20 protein-coding genes and 1 pseudogene are annotated in these 26,191 nt (G+C 63.2%); 11 read left to right on the top strand and 10 right to left on the bottom strand.

Annotated elements, in window-relative coordinates:
- Positions 1–100: 100 nt before the first annotated feature.
- From X743_RS162750 to X743_RS162765, 4 genes are all read left to right on the top strand, one after another.
- On the top strand, positions 101–1,651 hold the full coding sequence (locus tag X743_RS162750; RefSeq protein ID WP_023764357.1) for a Do family serine endopeptidase: 1,551 nt from the start codon (positions 101–103) through the stop codon (positions 1,649–1,651).
- Positions 1,652–2,006: 355 nt separating this feature from the next.
- Positions 2,007–2,681 carry a response regulator transcription factor gene (locus X743_RS162755; protein WP_023764356.1) on the top strand — a complete coding sequence of 225 codons (675 nt, stop codon included), beginning with the start codon at positions 2,007–2,009 and terminating at the stop codon, positions 2,679–2,681.
- Between the two features lie 131 nt (positions 2,682–2,812).
- Entirely contained in the window at positions 2,813–4,291 is a 1,479-nt protein-coding gene (locus X743_RS162760; RefSeq protein ID WP_023764355.1) for a HAMP domain-containing sensor histidine kinase, read from the top strand.
- Positions 4,291–7,251: a bifunctional [glutamine synthetase] adenylyltransferase/[glutamine synthetase]-adenylyl-L-tyrosine phosphorylase gene (locus X743_RS162765; RefSeq protein WP_023764354.1), complete on the top strand. Its 2,961-nt coding sequence runs from the start codon at positions 4,291–4,293 to the stop codon at positions 7,249–7,251. The genes X743_RS162760 and X743_RS162765 overlap by 1 nt, the downstream gene beginning before the upstream one ends.
- Before the next feature lie 12 nt (positions 7,252–7,263).
- Here the strand turns inward: X743_RS162765 and X743_RS01000000168670 are convergent.
- A pseudogene (locus X743_RS01000000168670) lies at positions 7,264–9,565 on the bottom strand (ATP-binding protein).
- A gap of 208 nt (positions 9,566–9,773) precedes the next feature.
- On the opposite strand from X743_RS01000000168670, the gene X743_RS1000000170390 reads away from it, so the two are divergent.
- Both X743_RS1000000170390 and X743_RS162770 read left to right on the top strand, forming a co-directional pair.
- On the top strand, positions 9,774–10,025 hold the full coding sequence (locus X743_RS1000000170390; protein WP_084555438.1) for a type II toxin-antitoxin system RelE/ParE family toxin: 252 nt from the start codon (positions 9,774–9,776) through the stop codon (positions 10,023–10,025).
- A 46-nt stretch (positions 10,026–10,071) separates the two neighbouring features.
- Entirely contained in the window at positions 10,072–10,371 is a 300-nt protein-coding gene (locus X743_RS162770) for an addiction module antidote protein (RefSeq protein WP_023764353.1), read from the top strand.
- Between the two features lie 46 nt (positions 10,372–10,417).
- On the opposite strand, the gene pepN is transcribed toward X743_RS162770, so the two are convergent.
- On the bottom strand, positions 10,418–13,063 hold the full coding sequence (gene pepN, locus X743_RS162775) for an aminopeptidase N (RefSeq protein WP_023764352.1): 2,646 nt from the start codon (positions 13,061–13,063) through the stop codon (positions 10,418–10,420).
- Between the two features lie 151 nt (positions 13,064–13,214).
- On the opposite strand from pepN, the gene X743_RS162780 reads away from it, so the two are divergent.
- Both X743_RS162780 and X743_RS162785 read left to right on the top strand, forming a co-directional pair.
- Positions 13,215–15,521, top strand: coding sequence for a xanthine dehydrogenase family protein molybdopterin-binding subunit (locus tag X743_RS162780; protein WP_023764351.1), 2,307 nt, complete (start codon positions 13,215–13,217; stop codon positions 15,519–15,521).
- On the top strand, positions 15,518–16,483 hold the full coding sequence (locus X743_RS162785; protein WP_023764350.1) for a DMT family transporter: 966 nt from the start codon (positions 15,518–15,520) through the stop codon (positions 16,481–16,483). The genes X743_RS162780 and X743_RS162785 overlap by 4 nt, the downstream gene beginning before the upstream one ends.
- Here X743_RS162785 and X743_RS162790 read toward each other — a convergent pair whose 3' ends face one another.
- The 3 genes from X743_RS162790 to X743_RS162800 all read right to left on the bottom strand — a co-directional run bounded on the left by X743_RS162790 (position 16,484) and on the right by X743_RS162800 (position 19,114).
- Positions 16,484–17,296 carry a helix-turn-helix transcriptional regulator gene (locus X743_RS162790; RefSeq protein ID WP_023764349.1) on the bottom strand — a complete coding sequence of 271 codons (813 nt, stop codon included), beginning with the start codon at positions 17,294–17,296 and terminating at the stop codon, positions 16,484–16,486.
- A 214-nt stretch (positions 17,297–17,510) separates the two neighbouring features.
- Complete coding sequence (locus X743_RS162795; protein WP_023764348.1) at positions 17,511–18,392, bottom strand: uracil-DNA glycosylase family protein; 882 nt, start codon at positions 18,390–18,392, stop codon at positions 17,511–17,513.
- Positions 18,393–18,469: 77 nt separating this feature from the next.
- Positions 18,470–19,114, bottom strand: coding sequence for a hypothetical protein (locus tag X743_RS162800; RefSeq protein WP_023764347.1), 645 nt, complete (start codon positions 19,112–19,114; stop codon positions 18,470–18,472).
- A 242-nt stretch (positions 19,115–19,356) separates the two neighbouring features.
- On the opposite strand from X743_RS162800, the gene X743_RS162805 reads away from it, so the two are divergent.
- Positions 19,357–21,036, top strand: a complete 1,680-nt coding sequence (locus tag X743_RS162805; protein WP_023764346.1) for an electron transfer flavoprotein-ubiquinone oxidoreductase — start codon at positions 19,357–19,359, stop codon at positions 21,034–21,036.
- A gap of 140 nt (positions 21,037–21,176) precedes the next feature.
- Positions 21,177–21,773 (top strand): DUF922 domain-containing protein, encoded by a 597-nt coding sequence (locus X743_RS162810; protein ID WP_023764345.1) that lies wholly within the window; start codon positions 21,177–21,179, stop codon positions 21,771–21,773.
- Between the two features lie 29 nt (positions 21,774–21,802).
- Here X743_RS162810 and X743_RS162815 read toward each other — a convergent pair whose 3' ends face one another.
- The 5 genes from X743_RS162815 to X743_RS162830 form a co-directional block, all read right to left on the bottom strand.
- Complete coding sequence (locus tag X743_RS162815; protein WP_023764344.1) at positions 21,803–22,813, bottom strand: endonuclease/exonuclease/phosphatase family protein; 1,011 nt, start codon at positions 22,811–22,813, stop codon at positions 21,803–21,805.
- 135 nt (positions 22,814–22,948) lie between these two features.
- Positions 22,949–24,409, bottom strand: a complete 1,461-nt coding sequence (locus X743_RS162820; RefSeq protein WP_245264165.1) for an AMP nucleosidase — start codon at positions 24,407–24,409, stop codon at positions 22,949–22,951.
- 117 nt (positions 24,410–24,526) lie between these two features.
- Positions 24,527–24,721 carry a hypothetical protein gene (locus X743_RS162825; RefSeq protein WP_023764342.1) on the bottom strand — a complete coding sequence of 65 codons (195 nt, stop codon included), beginning with the start codon at positions 24,719–24,721 and terminating at the stop codon, positions 24,527–24,529.
- A 35-nt stretch (positions 24,722–24,756) separates the two neighbouring features.
- On the bottom strand, positions 24,757–24,912 hold the full coding sequence (locus tag X743_RS1000000172725; RefSeq protein WP_013896407.1) for a hypothetical protein: 156 nt from the start codon (positions 24,910–24,912) through the stop codon (positions 24,757–24,759).
- Positions 24,913–25,128: 216 nt separating this feature from the next.
- A complete protein-coding gene (locus X743_RS162830; protein WP_023764341.1) occupies positions 25,129–25,470 on the bottom strand; it encodes a DUF2147 domain-containing protein in 342 nt (113 codons plus the stop codon).
- 438 nt (positions 25,471–25,908) lie between these two features.
- Here X743_RS162830 and X743_RS162835 point away from each other — a divergent pair, with 438 nt between their 5' ends.
- Complete coding sequence (locus X743_RS162835; RefSeq protein ID WP_010915070.1) at positions 25,909–26,175, top strand: sel1 repeat family protein; 267 nt, start codon at positions 25,909–25,911, stop codon at positions 26,173–26,175.
- Positions 26,176–26,191 lie beyond the last annotated feature (16 nt).

The raw sequence follows: 26,191 nt of genomic DNA, 5'->3' as shown, positions 1-26,191 counted from the left end.
TCATGCGTCGGAAATGGCGTTGTAATGTGCGCCATTCTAATTCTCCTTTCCTGAGGATGCCTATCAAGGCGTGTCCCTTCGAAAAGAGGATCAGAGACCCATGAATATTGCCCCCAATTCATATTCCCGCACCCGCAAGCGTCTCCTGGCTGCCGTCGCGTCCGTCGCGGTTGCCGGTGCGATCGGCGTTGGCGCGCTGACCAGCGGGACCAGCCCCGTCCTGGCCGACGCGGTGCGTGTCGAGGCGCCGCAGGTTCCAAGCTTCGCCGACGTCGTCGAGCGCGTTTCCCCGGCCGTGGTCAGCGTCAAGGTCAAGGCCAAGATACAGCCGACCGCCGATGACGGCTCCGACGATCAGGACGGTCTCGACAATCTTCCCAACAATCCGCAGCTGCGCCGCTTCTTCAAGGAATTCCGAGGCTTTGGCGACCAGGGCGGTCAAAACGACGAAGGTCACCGCCGCTTCGGTCACCGCGACCGCAACAACGGCCAGCCGCGTCCGGTGGCGCAGGGATCCGGCTTCTTCATTTCCGAGGACGGCTACCTCGTCACCAACAACCACGTCGTCGAAGAGGGCACCGCCTTCACCGTTGTGACCAATGACGGCAAGGAGCTCGACGCCAAGCTGGTCGGCACCGATCCGCGCACCGATCTCGCCGTGCTCAAGGTCGACGGTGGCGGCAAGTTCACCTATGTCGATTTCGCCGATGATTCGAAGGTTCGTGTCGGTGACTGGGTCGTGGCTGTCGGCAATCCGTTCGGTCTCGGTGGCACCGTCACCGCCGGCATCGTGTCGGCGCGCGGCCGTGACATCGGCGCTGGCCCCTATGACGATTTCCTTCAGATCGATGCCTCCGTCAACCGCGGCAACTCGGGTGGCCCGACCTTCAACCTCAACGGCCAGGTGGTCGGCATCAACACGGCGATCTTCTCGCCGTCGGGCGGCAGCGTCGGCATCGCCTTCGACATCCCGGCCTCGACCGCCAGGCAAGTTGTTGGCGACCTGATGAAGAACGGTGCCGTGCAGCGCGGCTGGCTCGGTGTCGAAATCCAGCCGGTCACCTCGGACATCGCCGAATCGCTCGGCCTGAAGTCCAACAATGGCGCGTTGGTGTCCAGCGCCCAGGACGATGGCCCCGGCAAGAAGGCCGGCATCACCGCTGGCGATGTGATCACCCAGGTCGATGGCAAGGACGTCGCTTCGCCGAAAGAGCTTGCCCGCCTGATCGGCGCCTATTCGCCGGGCAAGCCGGTCGACGTCACCGTCTGGCGTGACGGCAAGAGCCAGACGGTCAAGGTCGATCTCGGCAAGCTGCCCGCCAGCGACAAGCAGGCCTCGAACGACCAGCAACAGCAGCCCGCCGCTCCGGCAAAGCCCGATACGCTTGCCGATCTCGGCCTCACCGTCACCAAGTCCGAAAACGGCAAGGGTCTCGTGGTGACCGACGTCGATCCCGACAGCGATGCCGCCGATCGCGGCATCCAGCCGGGCGACGTCATCACCGCGGTCAACTCGACCGAAGTCAACGGCACCGAGGACGTCACCAAGGCGATGACCGAAGCGGTGAAGTCCGGACGTAAGGCCGTGCTGATGCAGATCACGCATGACGACAACAACCGCTTCGTCGCCTTGCCGGTCGCCAAGGGCTGAAACGACTTTTCCGATGCGGCGGTATCAAACACCCCCGAACCGCCGCATGGGAAAGCTTGGAGCCGGGTACGTTAGTCAGTCATCGTGCTCTCCTCCGGCGGCAGCGGGCCTCCCATCGCCCGCTGCCGCACATCTTATAGGCTGTCCAGAAGCGCTCCCTCCGGCCTGGTGCGAGGAGATGCCGCGATTGCGGATAGCGACATGCGCTAAAACAGGCATGTCACGATGAAGACACCAGAGAACAAGATTTAATTGCGCACGCTCGGGATCATCTTGATCGCGATGCGCTTTGGCAAAGGCTAGAATGCAGATGCCTGCTACTCAACCTTCCAGCGAAATCGCGTATAATGGGCCTATGAAGATTCTCGTCATAGAAGATGATCGCGAGGCTGCGGATTATCTGCAGAAAGCCTTCAACGAGGCTGGTCATACCGCGCATGTCGCTGGTGACGGCGAGACCGGCTTCGCGCTTGCAGATGCCGGCGACTATGACGTGATGGTGATCGACCGGATGATGCCGCGCCGTGACGGCCTGTCGGTGATTGCCGGCCTTCGCTCGAGGGGCAACACCACGCCGGTGCTGATCCTGTCGGCGCTGGGTGAGGTCGACGACCGGGTCACCGGTCTGCGCGCCGGCGGCGACGATTATCTGACCAAGCCCTATGCATTCTCCGAACTTCTGGCCCGCGTCGAGGTGCTGAACCGCCGGGCCAGCGCCAAGGAGGCCGAAACCGTCTACCGGGTAGGCGACCTCGAGCTCGACAGGCTGTCGCATTCGGTCCGCCGGGCGGCGCGCGAGATCACGCTGCAGCCACGCGAATTCCGGCTGCTCGAATATCTGATGCGCCATGCCGGCCAGGTGGTGACGCGCACCATGCTGCTCGAAAACGTCTGGGATTATCATTTCGATCCGCAGACAAATGTCATCGACGTCCACGTCTCGCGGCTGCGCGGCAAGATCGAGAAGGGCTTCGACAAGCCCATCCTGCATACGGTTCGCGGCGCAGGCTACATGCTGAAGAGCGGCTAGAGAATGATCCCGAAAAGTGGGTACCGGTTTTCTCGGACAAACGATTTCCGTTTGTCTAGAGATCATGCTCCAACAAAGAGCTGGATCAGCATGACGGCTCTACCAAACATCATGCTGATCTAGACGACGGCATGGCCTTATCCGTGCCAGCCATCATGAAGACGACGGCAGCGCGGCTTTCGGCGCTCTACCTTCTTTTGTTCGCGATCTGCGCCGTGTCGCTCGTCTTCTACATGACCTCGCTGTCGGCACGCATGCTGACCGCGCAGACGCAGGAAACCATCAACGACGAAGTGCTCGGTCTCGCCCGTGCCTATCAGCGTGGTGGTCTGCCGGTGCTGGTCCGTGTGGTCGAGGCGCGCTCGCGCCAGCCTGGCGCCAACCTCTATTTGATCGCCGATGCCAACGGCCAGATCCTGACCGGCAATGTGCAGAGCCTGGAGCCGGGCGTGATCGAGGCCGAGGGTTGGACGACCGAGCCGTTCTCCTACAAGCGTTTCGGAGAAGGCGAGCTTGATCGCCTGCGCAGCGGAACGTCCGACCAGACGCCATCACCTTCAACCGGCGAGAACGCGGTGCAGGCCGAGGGCGAGAAGGGCCACAACGCCATCGCGCTGGTGCTGCGGCTGCCGAACCAGATGATCATGCTGGTCGGCCGCGATCTTGGCGAGCCGGAGCGCTTTCGCGCCGTCATCCGCCGTGCCCTGACGCTGGCGCTCGGCATGATGGGTCTGGGCGGCATCCTGATCTGGTTCTTTGTCGGCCGCGCCGCACTGAAGCGCATCGACGGCGTTTCGGAAGCGAGCCGTCGCATCATGGGCGGTGATCTTTCCGGCCGGCTGCCGGTGACCGGCGCCGGTGACGAGTTCGACCGGCTTTCGGAAAACCTCAACGCCATGCTGGCCAGGATCGCAACGCTCAACGAAGGCCTGAAGCAGGTTTCCGACAACATCGCGCATGATCTGAAGACGCCGCTGACCCGGCTGCGCAACCGAGCCGAGGCGACACTTTCCGGCAAGCACAAGCCCGCCGACTACCGCCAGGCGCTCGAAGGCACCATTGCCGAATCCGACCAGCTCATAAAAACCTTCAATGCCATACTGATGATCTCGCGGCTGGAGGCCGGATATTCGTCGGAGCATACCAATCGGGTCGATCTGGCGGCAGCCGTGCGCGACGTGGTCGAACTCTACGAGCCAGTGGCGGAAGAGGCTGGCGTCTCGCTGGAAGCCAAGGTCAACGGCGCTTTTATCGTCGACGGCAACCGCGAGCTCATCGGCCAGGCGCTGTCCAACATCGTCGACAATGCGATCAAGTATTCGACGGATTCCACGTCCAAACCGGCGGTCCGTGTGACGCTCGCGCGCACGCATGGCGAGATCAGGCTCACCGTCGCCGACAACGGCCAGGGCATCCCAGACGATGCCGATCGTGCCCGGGCGACCGAACGTTTCGTGCGGCTGGAGAAGAGCCGTTCACAACCGGGTTCCGGCCTTGGCCTCAGCCTCGCCAAGGCGGTCATGACTTTCCACTACGGTCGGCTTGACCTGTTGCCCGGCAATCCGGGACTATCCGTGGTCATGAGTTTCCCCACTCGCGAGGATCACTGATGGCGGCCGTTGCCAAGCGCAGCAAGACCGACTGGCTGCTGAGGCCCGAGGTCGCGCTTGTTCCTCTTGACGCAAGCCGGGCGCGGCAGGAACTGGCCGAGATCGCGGCAGCGGCACGCGAGGAAGGCCTGACACGGCTGGCCAAGTTCCTGGCCGGCAAGGGGAGGGGTCAGGATTTCCTGGCCGCCGTCTTCGACCTCTCACCATTCCTGCGCGATACGGCGCGGCGCCGGCCCCGGATCCTGGACAGTCTTTTCGACCAGCCGGTGGAGGCTCGTCTGAAAGCGATTACCGCAGCGATCGACAAGGCGCCGCTGGCGGAGCCGGTCTCGGAATCCGGCCTGATGATGGAGTTGCGCCAATGCAAGGCCGAGGCGCATTTCCTGATCGCGCTCGCCGATCTCGCCGGCGAGGCCGAAACGTCGCTGACGGTGAGGCGGCTGAGCGACCTTGCCGATGCCTGCACCCGCGCGGCGGTCGCCTTCCTGCTGCGTGACGCCCATGGCCAAGGTAAGCTCAGGTTGCCGGATCTTGACAACCCGTCGCGGCAGTCGGGCTGGATCCTGCTCGGCATGGGCAAGCTTGGCGCGCACGAGTTGAATTTCTCTTCCGACATCGACCTCGTCGTGTTCTTCGATCCGGAAGTCCCTGCCGTCGTCGATCCCCTCGACGCCACCGAGCTGTTTTCGCGTCTCACGCGCCGGCTGGTGCGCATCCTGCAGGACCGCACCGAGCACGGTTATGTCTTCCGAACCGATCTGAGGTTGCGTCCCGATCCCGGCTCGACGCCGCTGGCGATCCCGGTCGAAGCCGCACTGCGCTACTACGAGGCGCGCGGCCAGAACTGGGAGCGTGCCGCCATGATCAAGGCGCGTCCGGTGGCCGGCGATCTGGCCGCGGGCGCCGCCTTCCTCAAGGAGCTCCAACCCTATATCTGGCGCAAATACATGGACTACGCCGCGATTGCCGATGTCCATTCCATCAAGCGCCAGATCCACGCCCACAAGGGCCATGGCGAGATCGCCGTGAAGGGCCACAACGTCAAGCTCGGCCGCGGCGGCATCCGCGAGATCGAGTTCTTCGTCCAGACACAGCAGCTCATCGCAGGCGGCCGCTTCCCGGAGCTGCGCGGCCGCGAGACCGTGCCGATGCTCGGCCAGCTCGCGGCGCGCGGCTGGATCACCACCGAGGCGCGCGACGCGCTTGCCCGCCAGTATTGGTTCCTGCGCCGTGTCGAACATGCCATCCAGATGGTGGCCGACGAACAGACGCACACGTTGCCGGAAGACGATGAGGGGCTGGAGCGCATTGCCCGCATGCTGGGCCTTGCCGATGCGGCAATCTTCGCCGGGGCGTTTCGTGCCTCGCTGCAACAGGTCGAGCGCCACTATGCGGCGCTCTTTGAAACAGCACCCGAGCTTTCGGCGGGCATCGGCAATCTGGTCTTCACCGGCGACGTCGACGATCCCGACACATTGCAGACCTTGCACAGTCTCGGCTTCCAGCGGCCGAGCGACATCTGCCGCGTCATTCGTGGCTGGCATTTCGGCCGCTATCGCGTCACCCAGTCGGCGGAGGCGCGCGAGCGACTGACGGAGTTGACGCCGGCCTTGCTCAAGGCGTTCGGCCAGACGCGGCGGGCGGACGAAGCCTTGATCCGTTTCGATGAATTCCTTGCCGGACTGCCGGCTGGCATCCAGCTGTTCTCGCTGTTGCATTCGAACCCGGCGCTGCTCAAGCTGATGGCGACGATCATGGGCGCCGCACCCCGGCTGGCCGCGATCATCACGCGTCGGCCCCATGTCTTCGACGGCCTGCTCGATCCAGCCCTTCTCAACGAATTGCCGGACCGTGCCTATCTCTCAGGCCGGCTGTCGGCCTTTATCGAAGGCGACAGGGCCTACGAGGACGTGCTCGACCGCTTGCGCATCTTCGCCTCGGAGCAGAAATTCCTGATCGGTGTGCGCCTGCTCGCCGGCTCGATCGATCCGGCCCGCGCCGGCCGCGCCTTTTCCGACCTGGCCGATCTGACCATCGAGGCAGCGTTACGAGCGGTGATGGCCGAATTCGCGGCGCGTCACGGCACGATCGCCGGCGGCGTGGTTTCGCTGCTTGGCATGGGCAAGCTTGGCAGCCGCGAATTGACCGCGGGGTCGGACGTCGACCTCATCCTGCTCTACGACCACGATGCGGACGCCGAGGACTCCGACGGGGAAAAGCCGCTTGCGCCCTCGCATTACTACACCCGCATGACGCAGCGGCTGATTTCGGCCGTATCGGCGCCGACGGCGGAAGGCGTGCTCTACGAACTCGACCTGCGCTTGCGCCCGTCCGGCAACAAGGGGCCGGTGGCCACCCATATCGACGCCTTCAAGAAGTACCAGCGCCAGGAGGCCTGGACCTGGGAGCACATGGCACTGGCACGGGCCCGTGCCATCGCCGGCGATATCGGGCTCTGCGCCGAGGTCGAGGCGGAAGTCGCGGCGGTGCTGGGCCAGCCGCGCGATGCGGCAAAGGTGAGGGCCGAGGCCTCGGACATGCGGGCCATGATCGAGAAGGAAAAGCCGCCGCGCGACCTGTGGGACATCAAGCTTGTTCCCGGAGGACTGATCGATCTCGAATTCATCGCCCAGGTGGCCGTCATCGCCAGGCAGGTCGAGACCGGACCGCGTGTGACTGGGACGGCCGAGATACTGTCCCGCCTAGCCCCTCGCTTTGCCGATTCCGGGGTGAGGCAGGAGCTTTGCGAAGCCTACGGCCTCTATCTGGCGCTGACCCAGATGACGCGGCTGTGCCTCACCGGAGCCTTTGAGCGCGACGATGTTCCGCCGGGGCTTTCGGATCTGCTTCTGGCGGTCACCGACCTGCCGGATTTCGGTGTGCTGGAAGCACATCTCAAGGAGACGTCGCAGAAGGTCAGGCAGGACTTTGACCTTTTGCTTCGTGCCGGGCGACCATAGCCGGCCTGGTTCTCAGGCGGCCACCTTGACCACCGCAGGCGCCTTCTTCACCGGTATGCGCACCGACACGATCGTGCCGACACCTTCGGTCGAACGGATTTTCAGCGCGCCGCCCTGGAGCTCGGCCAGCGAACGCGAGATGGCGAGGCCGAGGCCGGATCCGGCATGGTTCTTGGAGAACTGGTTCTGCACCTGTTCGAAGGGCCGCCCGAGCTTGCCGAGCGCCTCCTTCGGGATGCCGCAGCCATTGTCCTCGATCGTCAGCACCAGCGCGCCCGATGTGTTGCGGGCCCTGACCGATATGTGACCGCCCTGGCCGGTGAATTTCACCGCGTTGGACAGGAGGTTGATGACGATCTGCTTGATCGCCCGGCGATCGGCGAACAGTGTCAGCGCGTCGGCGATGCGCGTTTCCACGGTGATCGCCTTTTGCGCGGCTTGCAGCGAGACGACGCGCACCGTCTCGCTGATCAGCGGGCCAAGGTCGATCTGCTCCTGGTCCAGCGAGAACTGGCCGGCCTCGATCTTGGACATGTCGAGAATGTCGTTGATGACGCCGAGCAGGTATTTGCCGCTGCTGTTGATGTCGGTGGCATATTCCTCATAGCGCGACGAACCCAGCGGGCCGAACAGTCCTTGTTCCATCAGTTCGGAGAAGCCGATGATGGCGTTCAGCGGCGTGCGCAGTTCGTGCGACATGTTGGCCAGGAACTCGGATTTGGCCCGGTTCGCCGCCTCGGCGCGCTCGGTTTCCTTCATGTATTTGCGGTTGAGGTCGACCAGTTCGCGCGACCGTTCCTCTTCGGCCCGGCGGGCGAGGCTCAAATCATGGATGGTCGCCATCAGCCGGCGCTCGCTGTCGACCAGCTTCTCCTGGTGCAGCTTGATCTGAGTGATGTCCGAGCCGACCGAGACGATGCCGCCATCCCTGGTCTTCAGCTCGTTGACCTGCAGCCAGCGGCCGTCGGACAGCTGCCGCTCGAAAGTGGCGCCGCCTTGCGGACCATTGGTGTTGGCGAGCCGGCGCTCTGAAGCAAAGGCCAGCATCCGCTCTTCCAGCGACACCCGCGTCACACCTGGCATCACGTCGCGATCCGAGAGCCCGTTGTCCTGCTGGTATTTGGAGTTGCACATGATCAGGCGCTGCGCGGAATCCCACAGCACGAAGGACTCATTGATGTTCTCGATCGCGGTCCTCAGGCGAAGATCGGCCGCCTCCGAACGCAGCGCCAGATGGCGCTGCTCGGTGACGTCGACGGCGATACCGATCAGCTGGATCTCCGGCGCCTCCGGATCCATGACTTGTGCGCGGGCGCGCATCCACACCCATTGGCCGTCGGCGTGCCGCATCCGGAACACCTGGTCGATGTGGTCGATTTCGCGCGCGACAATTCTGTTGGCGAGCTCGAACAGGTCTCCGTCCTCGGGATGAATGATCTCGTCGACCTCGCCGAAGGACAGCATCGTCTCGCAAGGCTCGTAGCCGAGCATGTCGTACATCGAACGCGACCAGTACATCTTGCCGCGCACCATGTCCCAGTCCCACAGGCCGCAGCGGCCGCGCACCAGCGCCATGTCGATGCGCTGATGCGCTTCGAGGTAGATGCGGTCAGCTGCCTGAGCGCGCGCCGCCTGCCCGAAATAGGCATAGAGGATGATGATCAGCACGCCGGCGGTCAGCACNGACGGTCTTGCGCCAGGTGTCGAAGACGGCTTCCTGCGGCACCAATGCCGCCGCGGCTCCTTTCCCGTCCTTGGCCACGCTTACCGCCGCGTACCAGTCTTGCCCGCCGATGCTGACCTCCATGACCCCGGCGCGGTCACCGAACATGAACAGCGGCTGGCCGCCCTCGACGAGGCCATCGAGCGAGTGGCCCTGCCAGGGCGTCGAGCGTGGCGTTACCGCAGTGATCTTGAAGGCGCCGTCGGTGATGACGAGCACATGGCTGCGGCCCATCGCGCCCTGGCGGCTGGTGGTCTCCAGCAGGTCCTGGATGGCGCCTGGCGGCGTATCGGTGACGGTGGCGAGCGAACTGGCCAGTTGGCCGGCCGCCAGTGTGAGGATCGCCTTGGCGTCGCGCTCCACATCGTCGCGTTCGTTCATCAGCGACAGCACGCGCAGCGCCGCGATGACGATCAGGAAGATGACGATGAGGGCCGGTATCGACCGACGCAGCAACGGTTCGGCAGCCAGAAGCCGCTTGTAGGCTGGTTCGGCGATGAGCCGCGTATTCCCGGCAAGGCCATCGCTTCGCGTCTCGCGACGCGCAAAAGCCATCCCTCCGGGCGCGCCCCACGCGTCCGCCTTCGCCATAAATGGCACTCCCCGATTTCAGTATGCCCGACTCTACAGGCTTGACGATCCGGCAACGCCGCACTTCCGAATCGCCATTAAAGAATCAAAGGTGATTCGCCTTGTCCAGTGCTCCGGCGAAAAAAGATTAAAAATCGACTAAAATAATGCCGAAGCGGCTCGACCCAGGCTTTCTTGACAAAATGTAGTTTATAAACTACATCACCGTATGATCGATCTGAAGCAGACCGAAACGTTCCGAAAATGGTGGACGCGACTAAAGGATGAGCGCGCTCGTGGCGCGATCTTTGCCCGGCTTGACCGTCTTGCCTATGGCCATCCGGGAGACGTTGAGCCCGTGGGAGAGGGGATAAGTGAGTTGCGTATCCACCATGGTCCCGGCTACCGCGTCTATTTCCAGAAGCGGGGCAACACGATCATTGTCCTTCTGTGCGGCGGCGACAAAGGCACCCAGAAATAGGACGTCAAGACGGCGAAACGTCTGGCACAAGAATGGAGCGAATGAGATGGCTGAAAAACTGACAAGCTTTGATACGGCTGAAGGCCTGACCTCCGATGAAGCGATTGCGGCATTCATGGCGGAAGCGTTTGCTTCCGAAGATTCCGGCTATATCGCGCATGCTCTGGGTGTTGTTGCCCGCGCCAAGGGCATGGCCCAAATAGCAAGCCAGACAGGGCTTTCGCGTGAACAGCTTTACCGTTCGTTCAGTGAGAACGGCAATCCGACCCTGAAAACGACGATCGCTGTGATGAAGGCCCTTGGAATCGAGTTGACCGCTAAGGCACAGCCTCATCAGTCGGTTTGACAGACTCTGGGCACGGAAGCCTTTCGATAGGAAGCAGAGCCCTCATCTAAGCCAGCGTACGCTCGACAATGTCCCTTAAGTCCGCCGACAGGTTTTCGGCATTGGCGATCGAAAGCAGCGCTTCCCGGGCCTTGGCCTGGCGGCCCGGCTCGAGCGAACGCCATGACCTGAGCGCCGTTGCCAGCCTTGCCGCCACTTGCGGGTTGCGCTTCTCGACCTCGAGCACCGTCTGCGCGAAAAACCGGTAGCCTTCGCCGTCGGGGCGATGGAAGCCGGTCTGGTTGGCGCTGGAGAATGTGCCGATCAGCGAGCGCACCCGGTTTGGATTGCCCATCGAGAAGGCTGGATGAGCGGTTAGCGCCCGGACCGTGTCCACCGCCTGCGGCCCCGGCACGCTGGCCTGGATCTGGAACCATTTGTCCATGATCAGCGGGTCGGACGCATACTTCGTTTCGAATGCCGCCAGCGCCTTTTTTGCCTCCGGCGAACCATGGTGTCGATGCGCAAGCACGCCAAGGGCTGCCGCGCGGTCGGTCATGTTGGTCGCCGACTGGAAATGCCCGGCGGCCAATGCCGCGCCGCCAGGCAGCAGCGAGAGATAATCCAGCAAAGTGTTGCGCAGGGCGCGTCGTCCAGCGCTCGCTGCGTCGGGGCTGAACGCGGTCATGTCTGCAAGGCTGTCGTAGAGGCCGGAAAACGCCGCGCCATTGGCGGTGCCGATGGCGAGCGCAAGAGCCTGCCGGGCCGTGTGGATGGCGTCGGGATCGATGTTCCTGCCGATGTCGCGGGCGATGTCGGCATCGCCGGGCAGCGCCAGTGCCAGCGCCCGGTAGGCCGGCTCCAGCGTCTCGTCGGCGGCAATGCTGCCAGCGAGCTCGGTCAGCCGTTTCGCGAAGACCGGTTGCTTGCCGCCGAGGATCTCGCGGAAGGCTGAAATCAGCGTATCGGTGAGCAGCGTGTTGAATGCCTGCCAGCGCGAGAAGGCGTCGCTGTCATGGCGGGCAAGGAAGAACTGGTCGTCAGCCTTCTGCTCGACCGACAGCGTCACCGGTGCCGAGAAGCCGCGGTTGAGCGACACCGCCGGGCGTTCCGCCACGCCAGAGAAACGCACCATGTGCCGGCGCTTGCGGACATGGATGACGCCATCGTCGACACTGGCTCCCTCGACGCCGCTGTACGACACCGGCTTGCCGCCGGCGCCGATCAGGCCGAAGGCGAGCGGGATGTGCATCAGCCGCTTGCGGCTTTCGGAGGGTGTCGGCGGCACCGACTGTTCGATCTCGAGCGTGAATTCCTGCAAAGCCGGATTGTGCGTCGAACTGACCGTCAGATTGGGCGTGCCGGCCTGATGATACCAGAGCGCGAACTGCGACAGGTCGCGGCCGGATGCATCCTCGAACACCTTGATGAAATCCTCGATCGTCGCCGCTTCACCGTCATGCCGCTCGAAATAGAGGTCCATGCCGGCACGAAAGACATCCGGGCCGAGAATGGTGCGGATCATGCGCACCACTTCGGAGCCCTTCTCGTAAACTGTCGCCGTGTAGAAATTGTTGATCTCGCGGTAGCGGCGCGGCCGCACCGGATGCGCCAGCGGACCCTGGTCCTCGGGGAACTGGTGAGCGCGCAGCGTGCGCACCTCGGCGATGCGCTTGACCGCGCGCGAGCGCTGGTCGGCGGAGAATTCGTGATCGCGGAAGACCGTCAGCCCTTCCTTCAGGCAAAGCTGGAACCAGTCGCGGCAAGTGATTCTGTTGCCTGTCCAATTGTGGAAATATTCATGCGCGATGATCGCCTCGATATTGGCGAAATCGGCATCCGTCGCGATCTCCTGGTCGGCCAGCACGTATTTGTCGTTGAAGATGTTGAGGCCCTTGTTCTCCATAGCGCCCATGTTGAAGTCGGACACGGCGACGATGTTGAAGACGTCGAGGTCGTATTCCCGGCCAAACGCCTCCTCGTCCCATTGCATCGATCGCTTCAGCGCATCCATGGCGTAGCCGGCGAGCTTCTCCTTGCCGGGCTCGACATAGATGCCGAGCTCGACCGTGCGGCCCGACATCGTGACGAAACTGTCGGCGAGCTGGCCGAGATTGCCAGCCACCAGCGCGAACAGATAGGACGGCTTGGGGAAGGGATCGTGCCAGACGGCATAGTGCCGGCCATCGCCGAGGTCGCCCTTGCCGACCGGATTTCCGTTGGACAGAAGCAGCGGCGCTTCGTCACGCAAGGCCTCGATCCGCACGGTGTAGACCGACAGGATATCGGGGCGATCGAGGAAATAGGTGATGCGGCGGAAGCCCTCGGCCTCGCACTGCGTGCAATAGACATTGCTCGAGCGATAGAGACCCATCAGCGCTTCATTGCCCGCCGGTGCCAGCTCGGTTTCGATGCGCAGCTGGAAACGGCGCGCTGCCGGCGGCTTGAGAATGGTGAGTTGGTCAGGGCTGGCCAGCAGGTCGGCGGGTTTCACTTTCTTGCCGTCGATCTCGATGCGCTTGAGCACCAGCCCATCGCCATCGAGCACCAGCGGAGCCGACACCGAAACGCCGTCGCGACGCTCGATCGTCACTGTTGCGGTGACGATCGTTGCCTGTGGCGAGAGACGGAATTCAAGGTTCGTTTCCGGAATGAGGTAGTCGCTGGGGCGATAGTCTTCGAGTTTGAAGACCTGGCCTGTGTCGGTGCGCATTCCGGGTTTTTTCCTGTCGATTGCGTTGGAGGCGGATTGTTTCCGCTGATCCAAGAAATTTGAAGTCCGCGCTCTTTACACGAAACAGCCCCTCGACAAAACTGCGACAGGGCCTATTTCAGGCCTTCCTTTCCAGCATCGCGAGGCAGTCATGACCATCGTCACACCGAAGTTCGGGATGGGCGCTTCCGTGTTGCGGCGCGAGGATGCCGCTTTCATCCAGGGGCAGGGCCGCTATACCGATGACATCCAGCCGGCCGGCGTGCTGCACGGCTATGTCCTGCGCTCGCCGGTGGCCAAGGCCAGCTTCACCGTCGGCTCGACCGATGCAGCCAAGGCGGCTCCAGGCGTCCATCTGGTGCTGACGGCCAAGGATATTGCCCATCTCGGCGATCTCAAATCCGGCGTCATGCAGGAACAACCCGACGGCACCAAGGCGCCGACCCGCGACATTCCGGTCCTGTGCCGTGATCGCGTCAATTATGTCGGCGATGCCGTTGCCTTTGTTGTCGCCGACAGCCGTGCCCTGGCGCAGGATGCCGCCGAACTGATCGATGTCGATTATGACAGCGAGGATGCTGCGTCCGGCACGGCGACCGCGCTTGCCGAAGGCACGCCGCTGGTGTGGCCCGAGCTCGGCTCCAACCGCGCCTTCACCTACCACATGGGCGACAAGGCCAAGACGGCGGCGGCTTTCGCCAGGGCGGCTCATGTCACCCGCATCGAGTTCGTCAACAACCGGCTGGTCTGCAATTACATGGAGCCGCGCTCGGCGATCGGCGAGTGGAACGCCGGCGAGAACCGTTTCGTGCTGACCACCGGGTCGCAAGGCGTGCATTCCATGCAGTACATCCTGGCCAGCGTGTTCAAGATCAAGAAGAACCAGCTGCGTGTCATCACGCCGGATGTCGGCGGCGGTTTCGGGCCGAAGAGCTTCGTCTATCGCGAATATCCGCTGGTGCTGGAGGCAGCGAAGCGGCTTGGCCGTCCGGTGAAATGGGCCGGCGACCGCACGGAACATTTTTTGACCGACGCGCAAGGCCGCGACAACGCCGTGACGGCCGAGATGGCTTTGGACAAGGATGGCCGCTTCCTCGGCATGCGGGTCGATCTGCTGGCCAATATGGGCGCCTATGTCTCGCAATACGGTCCGTTCATTCCCTATATCGGCGTCACCATGTCGACCGGCGTCTATGACATCAGGGCGCTCGATGTCACGGTGACCGGGCTTTACACCAACACCTGTCCCGTCGATGCCTATCGTGGCGCCGGCCGGCCGGAGGCAGCCTTCCTGCTGGAAAAGCTGGTCGATGCCTGCGCCCATGATCTCGGCCTGCCCGTCGAAGAGATCCGCCGCCGCAATTTCATCCGGCCGGAGCAGTTTCCCTATCGCACGCAGACCGGTCGTCTCTACGACAATGGCGAATTCGAGGGCCATATGGAGCGTGCCATCGAACGGTCTGAGTGGAAGGCGTTTCCGCAACGGCTCGAACAGTCGAAGGCCGACGGCAAGATCCGCGGCATCGGCATGGCGACTTACATCGAGGCTTGCGCCTTTCCGGGCTCCGAGCCGGCATTCGTCGAGCTCAATGGCGACGGCACGGTGACGCTCAAGATCGGCACCCAGACCAACGGACAAGGTCATGCCACCGCCTATGCGCAGTTCCTGTCGGAAAAGCTCAATCTCGACATCGACAAGATCCATGTCCGCCAGGGCGATACCGACGAATTGAAGGCCGGCGGCGGCACCGGCGGCTCGCGCTCGATTCCGCTCGGGGGTGTATCCGCTTCCCGTGCGGGCGAGGATCTGGCCGACAAGATCAAGCGCATCGCCGCTGACGAGCTGGAGGCTTCCGCCGGCGACATCGAGCTGTCCGATGGTGTTGCCCGCATCGTCGGCACCGACCGCACGATCGATTTTTCCACCATCGCCAAGGCCGCGAAAAACCCCGATGATCTCAAGGGGTTCGGCGAGTTCGTCCAGGACGAATGCACCTATCCGAACGGCACCCACATCTGCGAGGTCGAGATCGATCCCGACACCGGCACCACCGAGATCGTGCGCTACACCATCGTCGACGATTTCGGTGTCACGGTGAACCCGATCCTGCTCGCCGGCCAGGTTCATGGCGGCGTCGTGCAAGGCGTCGGCCAGGCGCTGACCGAAAACACCGTCCATGGCGAGGATGGGCAATTGCTGACGGCGAGCTTCATGGACTACGCCATGCCGCGCGCAGACAATTTCCCGTTCTTCCATTTTGAAACCCGCAACGTGCCGTCGACCACCAATGCGCTGGGCATCAAGGGCGCGGGCGAGGCCGGCACGATCGGCTCGACACCGGCGGCACTCAACGCGGTCACCGATGCGCTGTGGCGCGCCTATGGTGTCAGGCATATCGAGATGCCGGCGACACCAGCGCGCATCTGGGCGACCATCCAGGAAGCGGCGCCAAGGTGACATCAAGGGCGGGGGCAGCACCAGAAACGGCGGGCGGTCACGACACGCTGAGGGGCATTGCCCTGAAGATCGTGTCCGTCGCCGTTTTCGTCGGAATGCAAACCTGCATCAAGGCGGCCGGCGAGGTGCCGGCCGGGCAGATCGTGTTCTTCCGCTCGTTTTTTGCCATCTTCCCGATCATTGCCTTTCTGGCATTTAAGGGACAGTTGCCGACGGCATTCGTCACCAAACGTCCCTTCAACCACATCGCGCGCGGTATTGTCGGCGTCGGCGCCATGGGGCTTGGCTTCTTCGCGCTCACCAGGCTGCCGCTGCCGGAGGCAATCACCCTGAACTATGCACAGCCGCTGCTGGTCGTGGTGTTCTCCTCCGTTTTCCTTGGCGAGACGATCCGCGTCTACCGCTGGAGCGCGGTGGCAGTCGGTCTGGTCGGCGTGCTCATTATTTCCTGGCCGGAACTCACTCTGCTCAATTCGGATGAAGCGCTCGACGACCAGGAGGTCCTCGGCGTCATGGCGGCGCTGGTGGCGGCGGCGATCTCGGCCGTCGCCATGCTGCTTGTGCGCAACCTCGTGCAGACGGAGAGGACGGCGACCATCGTGTTATGGTTCTCGTCGACAGCGAGTGTGCTCTCGCTGCTGACGCTGCCTTTCGGCTGGCAATCGCTGACGCCGGTGCAAGCCGCGCTGCTCATCATGGCTGGCTTTTGCGGTGGCCTCGGCCAGATCCTGATGACCTCGGCCTATCGCCATGCAGAAGCCTCGGTGGTGGCGCCGTTCGAATACACCTCGATGATCCTCGGCGTGGTCGTCGGCTACTTTGTCTTCGGCGACGTGACGTCGCTGAGCACGCTGGTCGGCGGTGTGATCGTGGTAGCCGCCGGCATCTTCATCATCTGGCGCGAGCGGCAGCTGGGGCTGGAGCGCACCCGCACCCGCAAGGCGGCACTGCCACAGGGGTAGTCAGGACCGTTCGGACCCTTCCCTCGCCAGCCGCACCAGCACCGTCCGTGTCTGCTCATCCGCCGGGAAGAACGATTCGATCGCCAGTTCAGAGAGCGTTACGTCGAGCGGCGTGCCGAATACGGTGATGGTGCTGATGAACGACAGAACCTGGTCGCCATGCGCAAGCCTGAGCGGATGCACGATGGCATTCGGCTCGACAGGCGCCGGCCGGCTGCCCTTCAAGCCGGATGGGTAGCCGCGCAGCTCGCGCTCCAGGTCGATCAGTACGGGGTCGCCGGTGGCGTCATTCTGGTGCTTGAGGCGATCGAGCAGGTGCGTGCGCCATTCCTGGAGGTTGACGATGCGCGGCGCGATGCCGCCCGGGTGCAGGCTGAGGCGAAGCACGTTGACCGGCGCCGCCAGCAAGGAAGCCTCGCTGACATCGGCGAGGAACGGACTAATCGCCGCGTTCGCCGAAACCAGGTTCCAGTGGCGGTCGACGGCCAGCGCCGGAAACGGCTCATGCCCCTTGAGCACGGTCTCGACGGTGGCAAGCGCCGGCGCGAGCGTGGCATCGGTGAGCGGCCGTTCGCCGAAGCTCGGCGCAAAGCCCGCGGCCAGCAGCAGCTGGTTGCGCTGCCTGAGCGGGATCGAAAGCTGCTCGGCCAGATGCAGCACCATGTCGCGCGAGGGCGCGGCACGCCCGCTTTCGACAAAGGAGAGATGACGCTGCGAGATCTCGGCTTCCATGGCGAGGTCGAGCTGGCTCATGCGGCGCCGCGTGCGCCACTCGCGGATCAGGCTGCCGGCGGAGGTTTGGGCTGTTGTCATGGGAGATGACTAGGTCAGTGGGAGAGGGGCTTCAATTACTTTGGAGGTTATCGGTACAGTATCTATTCCGAGATTGGCGAAAGCGGAGATGACGGCCAATCTCCCCCCGTGTGGGGGAGATGCCTGGCAAGGCAGAGGGGGGCGCTGTCCCGCCGACANCGTTCCTTCGCGCCCCCCTCTGTCCTGCCGGACATCTCCCCCACGAGGGGGGAGATCAGCCAACTTTCAGCGCCTTCAGTTTCGCCTTCACTTCGAGAAAATCTCGCCACGCCAGTTTCTTGTGCGCCGGCGTCCGCAAGAGATAGGCCGGGTGCAGCGTCGGCATCGCTGGAATGGCGGTGCCCGACGCCGTCGTGTGCACGCGCCAGTTGCCGCGCAGGCGCAGAATACCCTCAGTCGTGTTGAGCAGCGTCTTGGCGGAAGGCCCGCCGAGATTGACCAGCACCTTGGGATTGACCAGTTCGATCTGCCGCTCGATGAACGGCCGGCAGATCTCGGTCTCGTGCGGCGTCGGCGTGCGGTTGCCCGGCGGCCGCCATGGAATGACATTGGCGATGTAGACCGAAGAACGGTCAAGCCCGATTGCGGCCAGCATGCGGTCGAGCAGCCGGCCGGAGCGGCCGACGAAGGGCAGGCCCTCTATGTCCTCGTCGCGGCCGGGCGCCTCGCCGACCAGCATGACCGCGGCTTGAGGGTTTCCATCGGCGAAGACGAGGCTCTTGGCGGTGGCCTTGAGATTGCAGCCCTCAAAGGCAGCCATGTGCTGGCGAAGCTCTTCGAGTGTAGAGGCGCTTGTCGCCATTTGCCGGGCGAGGGCGGCCTGCGCCTCGTCAGGGACGGCGGCGGTGGCGGACACGGTGCGCACCGGCGCATCCGGCACCCTGCTTGCATCCAACCCGGGCGATGCTGCTGGCCGCTCCGGCGTGTTGTCTTCGCGAGGCGACGGCAAGGGCGCCGGCGCGCGCTCGACAGGCCTCGGCGCCGCCTCGGCGAAGCGGTTCACCGGAGCGTCTTCCAGCGCCTCATCGACGCCGGCGCTGGCATAAAAAGCCAGGATGTCGGCGATTTCGGTCGGGCTATTGGGGGCGGCAGTCATGGCGCGCACATTCGTCCGCAGAGCGCCAATTTGCAAGCAAGACAATCCTTTTCCGCACCAAGGTGTATCAGCGCACCTTATCCCGTCGGTATGCGCGGATCTTGCACCAGATAGAAGGTCCATCGCGGCGTGTAGTCGGTCACCAGGAATTCGAAACTGGCGGTCTTCAGCGGGTCGACCTTGCCGTTCTTGAACAGCAGTCGGTCATAGGGTTCGAAGTCGCGGTCGAAATCGGCGAAATTGCTCGACCAGATATTGTCAGGCGTCTTGTTGCGTTGGTCGAAGGAAAGCCCGTCGCCGAACACGCTCGGCTGGTCCAGCGTCTCCTGAAGCTCGAACTGGAATTCGATCCAGGCCTGGCCGCTGTTGTTGAGCACGTCGATGCGCATATACATGATGCCATTGGCGAACTCGCCCGCCTTGCCGAATGTCTGGATCGGCTTCGTGGTGCGAATGGTCAATGTCACCGGTGTCGCCGAATTCAGCTCTTCGGTGATGACCAGCGGATCGTCCTTGGTTCCGATGCCGGAGGCCCCGGTGATGCGGAAGCCGCCAAGTTCGTCAGAGAAGGAGTAGGCGCCTGTCGCCCAGACCTTCACCTCGTCCGCGGCGGCGTAACCAGGTGCCAACATCAGAAGTACCAGAAGAACCGCCCGGCAGGCCCGGCGGGGCGGGAAAAGAAAGCGCGTTGAAGAAAAGCCGGCTGGGCCAGGAATGCGCATGCCGGGAAGTATGGCCGATAAGCAAGCCGTCGAACAAACAAAAAAACGCGGGGCGCGGCGGATCTCATCGGCCAGCAACGGCGGCCAGGCCGCAAGATGCGCGACTTTTTGGCCGAATCCGCCCAAATCCGCCCAAATCCGCATTGTCACGTATGCGCCGGTTTCCTGTCGTCAATTGATGCGCTATGCAGCGCAAGAGCCAGCAAGATAGGCAACTGCGGCAAGCCAGTGCGGAGGGGTTGATGAGCGATATCGAACGAGAAAGCATGGAATTCGACGTGGTCATCGTCGGTGCCGGACCGGCCGGCCTTGCCGCGGCCATCCGCCTCAAGCAGGTCAATCCCGAGCTTTCCGTCGTCGTGCTGGAAAAGGGCGGCGAGGTCGGCGCCCATATCCTTTCGGGCGCCGTGGTCGATCCGATCGGCATCGACCGGCTGCTGCCGGGCTGGCGCGAGGAGGACGGCCATCCTTTCAAGACGCCGGTCACGGCGGACCATTTCCTGGTGCTCGGGCCCGCCGGCTCCTTCCGCCTGCCCAACATCCTGATGCCGCCGCTGATGAACAATCACGGCAACTACATCGTCTCGCTCGGCAATGTCTGCCGCTGGCTGGCCGGCAAGGCCGAGGCGCTTGGCGTCGAGATCTATCCGGGCTTTGCCGCCACCGGCCTCATCTACAATGACGAAGGCGCCGTCACCGGCGTCGTCACCGGCGACATGGGCGTCGAGAAAGACGGCACGCACGGTCCGGGCTTTGCGCCGGGCATGGCGTTGATGGGCAAGTATGTGCTGATCGGCGAAGGCGCGCGCGGCTCGCTCGCCAAGCAGCTGATCGCCAGATACAAGCTTTCCGACGGCCGCGAGCCCGGCAAATATGGCATCGGCCTCAAGGAACTCTGGCAGGTCAAGCCGGAGAACCACCGGCCGGGTCTCGTCCAGCATTCCTTCGGCTGGCCACTCGACATGAAGACCGGCGGCGGCTCGTTCCTCTATCATCTGGAGGACAACCAGGTGGCGGTGGGCTTCGTTCTCCACCTCAACTACAAGAACCCCTATTTGTCGCCCTTCGAGGAATTCCAGCGCTTCAAGACGCATCCGGCGATCGCGGCTACGTTCGAAGGCGGCAAGCGGCTGGGCTATGGCGCGCGCGCCATCACCGAGGGCGGCTGGCAGTCGGTGCCGAAACTGTCCTTCCCCGGCGGTGCGCTGATGGGCTGCGCCGCGGGCTTCGTCAACGTGCCGCGCATCAAGGGCTCCCACAATGCGGTGCTCTCCGGCATGCTGGCGGCCGAGCATGTCAGTGAAGCAATTGCCGCTGGCCGCGCCAATGACGAGCTCGCCTCCTACGAGGAAGCCTGGCGCGCGACCGACATCGGCAAGGATTTGAAGAAGGTGCGTAACGTCAAGCCGCTCTGGTCGCGCTTCGGCACCATCGTCGGCGTCGGCCTCGGCGGCCTCGATATGTGGCTGAACACGCTGTTCGGTATCTCGCCCTTCGGCACGCTGAAGCATGGCAAGGCCGACTATGCGACGCTAGAGCCTGCCGCCCAGCACAAGAAGATCACCTATCCGAAGCCCGATGGCGTGCTGACCTTCGACCGCCTGTCCTCCGTGTTCCTGTCCAACACAAATCACGAGGAAAACGAACCGGTCCACCTGCTGGTCGGCGACATGGACCTGCAGAAGCGTTCCGAACACGATGTCTTTGCCGGACCCTCGACACGCTACTGTCCGGCGGGCGTCTACGAATGGGTCGACAAGGATGGCAATGCCGCGGCCGACCCATCGGCGAAGGATGTGCGCTTCGTCATCAACGCGCAGAACTGCGTCCACTGCAAGACCTGCGATATCAAGGACCCGAACCAGAACATCAACTGGGTACCGCCCCAGGGCGGCGAAGGCCCTGTCTACCAGGGTATGTGACCTCGCGCCGCCGGATCGCTTGGAGCGGCGGCAGCAAAAAACGTGGGTCGGGGCTGGCCGCAAGGGGTGTCCAGGCCAGCAGGGACGTTGAAACGGCCACCGGTCTATGGTTCTTTCTCCAGGGATAAGGAGAAAGGCCGATGCGCCGGACCGTTCTGACATGCCTCATTGCTATCGGGACGCTATGCGCTTCAGAAGCCTTTGCCGGCACAAGGGCAGTTATCCAGACGCGGACCTACGACGTTACCGGAAGCTCGGGCGCGGCCTTCATCGACGCGATGGACAGCAAAGGCCCCAGGCACGGTTTCATGACGCATGCCATCGCCACGACTGCTTATACCGTCGACTGGGATCTCGGCGGAGGTCAGGAGAACGGCTTCTGCCGGCTGCGGCGGGTCAACGGCACGCTTAATCTGTTCTACACCTTCCCTCGCATTGCCTCGCCCATGACGCCGGCGCTGAAGCGGCGCTGGAGCCGGTTTTTCGCCGGCGTTCGCGGCCATGAGGAAACGCATGGGCGCATCGCCAGGCAGATGATGCGCACCACTGAGAGGTCGATCACCGGCCTGCGGGTCGCCAACGACCCGTCTTGCTACAAGACGCGCCGCGAGGCCCGGCGTCGCATCCAGGCCGTCTATGCCGAATATGAGGCCAGACAAAACGCCTTCGATCGGCGCGAGCATAGCCGCGGCGGCCACGTCGAGCATCTGATCGCGGCCTTGATCCGAAACCCATGAACGAGCGAGTGCTTGGCTCGACTGATGCGTCAGCCTTGCGGCTTGGCTGGCAAGGCGCTCGCCGCGAGCGCCGTGGCGTGCCCATCCTCAGGCTGCTTCTCATCGGAGCGAACCGAGAACTCGACCAGCACCGGCAGATGGTCTGAACCGGTGTCTTCCAGCCGGGTCGCGGAATGAACGGTCACACCGCCCTTGCTGAACACCTGGTCGATCGGCAGTCCAGCAAAGCGCCGCAGCACATCGGGCAGCTTGATGTAGAGCCACGTCGGTCCCGCTGACGGCATGACGGTCAGCCCGCCGAGGGAGGCGACCCGCCGCACCGCCGCACTCCACGGCACGGCGTTGCAATCGCCGGCCATGATGGCGGTTTCGCCGAGCGAGGAAATCGAATTCGAGAGTTCGCCGATCTGCCAGTTCTGCTCGCGCGGCCATGGCCAACTGAGATGGATGGCAGCGACGTTGACGGCGGTGCCGCCGAAATCGACCGCCGCGATCGCCATCGCGCCTCGCGGCTCGCAATGCGGCGCGCTGTCGGCGGCAAAGGGCCGCCGCGACAGCAGCGCCACGCCGAACACGCCGTTGGGGTAGGGGCAGAGGATCCGGTATGGGTAGGCGCTGGTGATGTAACCGAGCTCGGTTTCCCACATCGCCGACACCTCGTCGAGGGTGATCACGTCTGGGTTGGTCCGGCCAATCAGCGAAAGAACCTTTTTCGGCGTCGGATTGTCGTAGCGCAAATTCATCTGCAGCAGGTGGTAGACGATCTGGTCCACGGGCTTGGCGACCGCTTGCACGGGCCACAGGCGCGGCAGCGTACTCATCGTCGTGGCGACGCTGGCGATCGCAAAGAGCAGTGCCACGGCCGCTTGCAGCCGAAACGAACTGGCAAGCAGCGGCAACGCCAGAAGCGCGATCAGCAGGCACAGGTGAAGGCGAAAATGCGAGAAGGAATCGAAGGCCGGATGCAGCGTGCCGAGGAATCCGGCCAACAAGGCGAGCGACAATGCCGTCATCGCCAGGAATGCCACCCCAGCTATCATATTCGAGCGCGCGCCGCCTGTTGTCATTGAGGCCGTGTCTGTCGAGTGTCGCCTGACGATCCGTTCGATCTGCTTATCGATCAAATTGCGGCCTGAGCAAGACGACGAATTGCCTCGCCAGGACTTCGAGACCGCCTACTGGAACGCGGTCTCCGAAAAACTTCTGAGCTTGCGGGAATGCAGCCGCTCCATCGGCATTTCCGCCAGCTTTTCCATTGCCCTGATGCCGATGGTCAGGTGCTGCGCCACCTGGCGCTTGTAGAACTCGGTCGCCATGCCGGGCAGCTTCAACTCGCCGTGCAGCGGCTTGTCGGAAACGCATAGCAGCGTGCCGTACGGCACGCGGAAGCGGAAACCATTGGCCGCGATGGTCGCCGATTCCATGTCGAGCGCGATGGCGCGCGATTGCGACAGGCGCTGCACCGGTCCGCGCTGGTCGCGCAGTTCCCAGTTGCGGTTGTCGATAGTGGCGACCGTGCCGGTGCGCATGATGCGCTTCAGATCGTAGCCCGACAGGCCCGTGACTTCGGCAACCGCTTCCTGCAATGCGACCTGGATCTCGGCCAGCGGCGGGATCGGTACCCAGACCGGAAGATCGTCGTCGAGGACGTGGTCCTCGCGCACATAGGCGTGCGCCAGCACATAGTCGCCCAGCGCCTGCGTGTTGCGCAGACCGGCGCAGTGGCCAAGCATTACCCAGGCATGCGGCCTCAGCACCGCGATATGGTCGGTGATCGTCTTGGCGTTGGAAGGCCCAACCCCGATATTGACCATGGTGATGCCGCCATGGTTCGGTTTCTTCAGGTGGTAGGCCGGCATTTGCGGCAGGCGGGCCGGCGGGGTGCCCTCGCTTGCCGCGCTGGCGCCGGCGCGGGTCACGACATTGCCCGGCTCGACGAATTCCACATAACCACCACCGCCATTCTCCATTAGGCCACGCGCACGGGCGACGAACTCGTCGATGTAGAACTGGTAGTTGGTGAACAGCACGAAGTTCTGGAAATGCTGCGGGCTGGTGGCCGTATAATGGGTCATACGGTGCAGCGAATAATCGATGCGTTGCGCCGTGAACGGTGCCAGCGGCCGCGGTTCGCCGAAGGCGACCTCGAACGTGCCGTTGGCGATCTGGTCGTCGGTGCCGTCCAGGTCCGGAACGTCGAACAGGTCGCGGATCGGCCGCTTGATGCGTTCGGCGGCGGCGCCGTCGACATAGGTGCCTTCCAGGAAGGCGAAATGCAGCGGGATCGGCGTGGTCGATTCCGAGACCGTCACCGACACGCCATGGTTACGCATGATCAGGCGAAGCTGCTCGATGAGGTAATTCTCGAACAGTTGCGGCTGGGTAATCGTCGTGGCGAAATGGCCAGGTGTCGGCATATGACCGTAGGCCTGCCGCGAATCGACCTGGGTAAACGAATTGGTAGTGACGCCGATCTCGGGATAGAAGGCCCGGTAGCGCTTGCTGCCGTCGGCGCCGGCGGCCAGAGCCGTGAAGGAGTCGCGCAGGAACTTGGTGTTGCGGTCGTAAAGCGCCTGCAGCGTCGCGACGGCTTTTTCGGCCCGGTCAAAGCTTTGCCGGCCAAAAGGCTCCGGCATGACGACTGATTCTATGGCCTGGGGGTAGATTCGCTTTTCCATAGCTCAATATAGAGACTTGGATAGGCGGTTGGGAGGGGTGTCGCTGTCGAAGGCGCCCAAAGCGCCGTTTTTTCTTCACCCACGCTGCAGGCTGACCAGCAGCACGAAGCCGACACCTGACTTTCTCAGCGCCGGAGCCTCGATGGTCGAGCCGGCATCGGCGCGCATCATCGGCACGGCCAGGACCGGGGCGGCCAGGAGCACCAGGATAAGCGCCGCCCGCGGCAGAAGCCGGAGGGTTTTGAGGGCGTTGGCGGCGATGCGGTTCATGATGTCTGTGCTTTTCTTTTCGAGGTTTTCTGGTTTCAGTGGCGAAGGTTGGTCGGGCAGGCGAGACCGCAAAGTCTGGTGGCTTCGTCCCAGGAGCGGGCCGGACGGCCTGCTTCGGCGACGAGAATGGCGAAGAACATTCCAAACAGGCTCATCAGCAGGCAGACGATGGTGAAGCGGCGAGCAAGCATCGGTGGTGTCTCCTTCAACACGCCGGAGAATGCCCTGACGCCTGTGAACCGGCTCTGAGACCGGCGTTCATCTGCGGTTCAAATTGATTGACGGGATCTGACTGGGCTGAGGACGGCCAACAGCGGCAAGGCATCGAGCGCCGAAGCCCGGCGTCTCGATGAAACGAAAACGGGGCCCGTCAAGGCCCCGTGGTCATGTCGCAAGGCTGCAGCCGATCAGAGCTTATGCCAGGTCTGGCTCTTGCAGATCAGTCCGCCGAGCACGCAGCCGCTCATCTTGAGCGAGGTGCCCGACAATGTCGCCTTGCCAGAATAGGTCTTGTCGTTCGCCGGATCGGTGATGTTGCCGGTGTACTTGTTGTCGCCGGCCGCCTTGAGGGAGCCAATGGTCTTGCCGGCGTATTTGCCGGATTTGAGCGTGATGGAGAACGAGCCGCCGCCTCCAATGGCCGCGGTGTCGCCGGCCTGCGTCTTCCAGTTGCCCTCGATCGGATCGGCCCACGCCGCGCCCGCCATGATCAATGTGGCTGCAAGGGCCAGGCTCACTTTTCGAAACATGTTCTTCCTCCCTTAGGATAGCCGGCCGGATGTTCCGCCTCGCCGGTCTGCCGCTTACGCAAACGTAAGCTAATCCAGCTCCCATCAAAACAAAAGCGGTGCCGTTGCGGAAGCGTTTCGGATTTTAAAGGCGTCTGAATGTGCTTCCTCGGTGAGGAAATGAAACGATCACGGAATTGGCTTTGTCCGCCGTGGTTAGCGGAGTGTTGATTCCCACTCTCAAAATTTTCGTCAAATTTTGCGAAAACCAGCCGAATTGCTGGCTTCGTATCCTTAACGAATTTTCGTGTTTACCTCTTGTTTTAGCTTTGTTTTCCTCAAATTAAGCACGCCATTTAACGACGGATTCAAGCCTGCGCGGCATTCTCGAAAGCATCGAAAGAGCGGCCCGGACGAGACAAACGGAGGCAGCTCTCAGGAGCCAGACAGGGGACTAAAATGGCACGTTTTGAAATGCTTGAAGCAGGTTTCGGCGCCATGGGGGCAACTGCCCAGGCCGACATTCTTTTCGAACTGGGGATGATGTATGCGACCGGTCGCGATTGCGAGACCGACGTCGTCGCCGCCCACAAATGGTTCAACATCGCCGCCATCAAGGGCTCGGCCCGCGCCGCGGAATTGCGCTCGGAACTGTCGGCGGCGATGTCGAAGGTCGAGATCGCCAAGGCGCTGCGCGAAGCCCGCGAATGGATGACCATGCACTGAGTTCCATCAGACGGGG

The sequence above is a fragment of the Mesorhizobium sp. LNHC232B00 genome (assembly GCF_000502435.1).
Taxonomy (GTDB): domain Bacteria; phylum Pseudomonadota; class Alphaproteobacteria; order Rhizobiales; family Rhizobiaceae; genus Mesorhizobium; species Mesorhizobium opportunistum.
The sequence above is the reverse complement of the archived record's forward strand: the minus strand, read 5'-3'. Positions and strand labels throughout refer to the sequence as shown.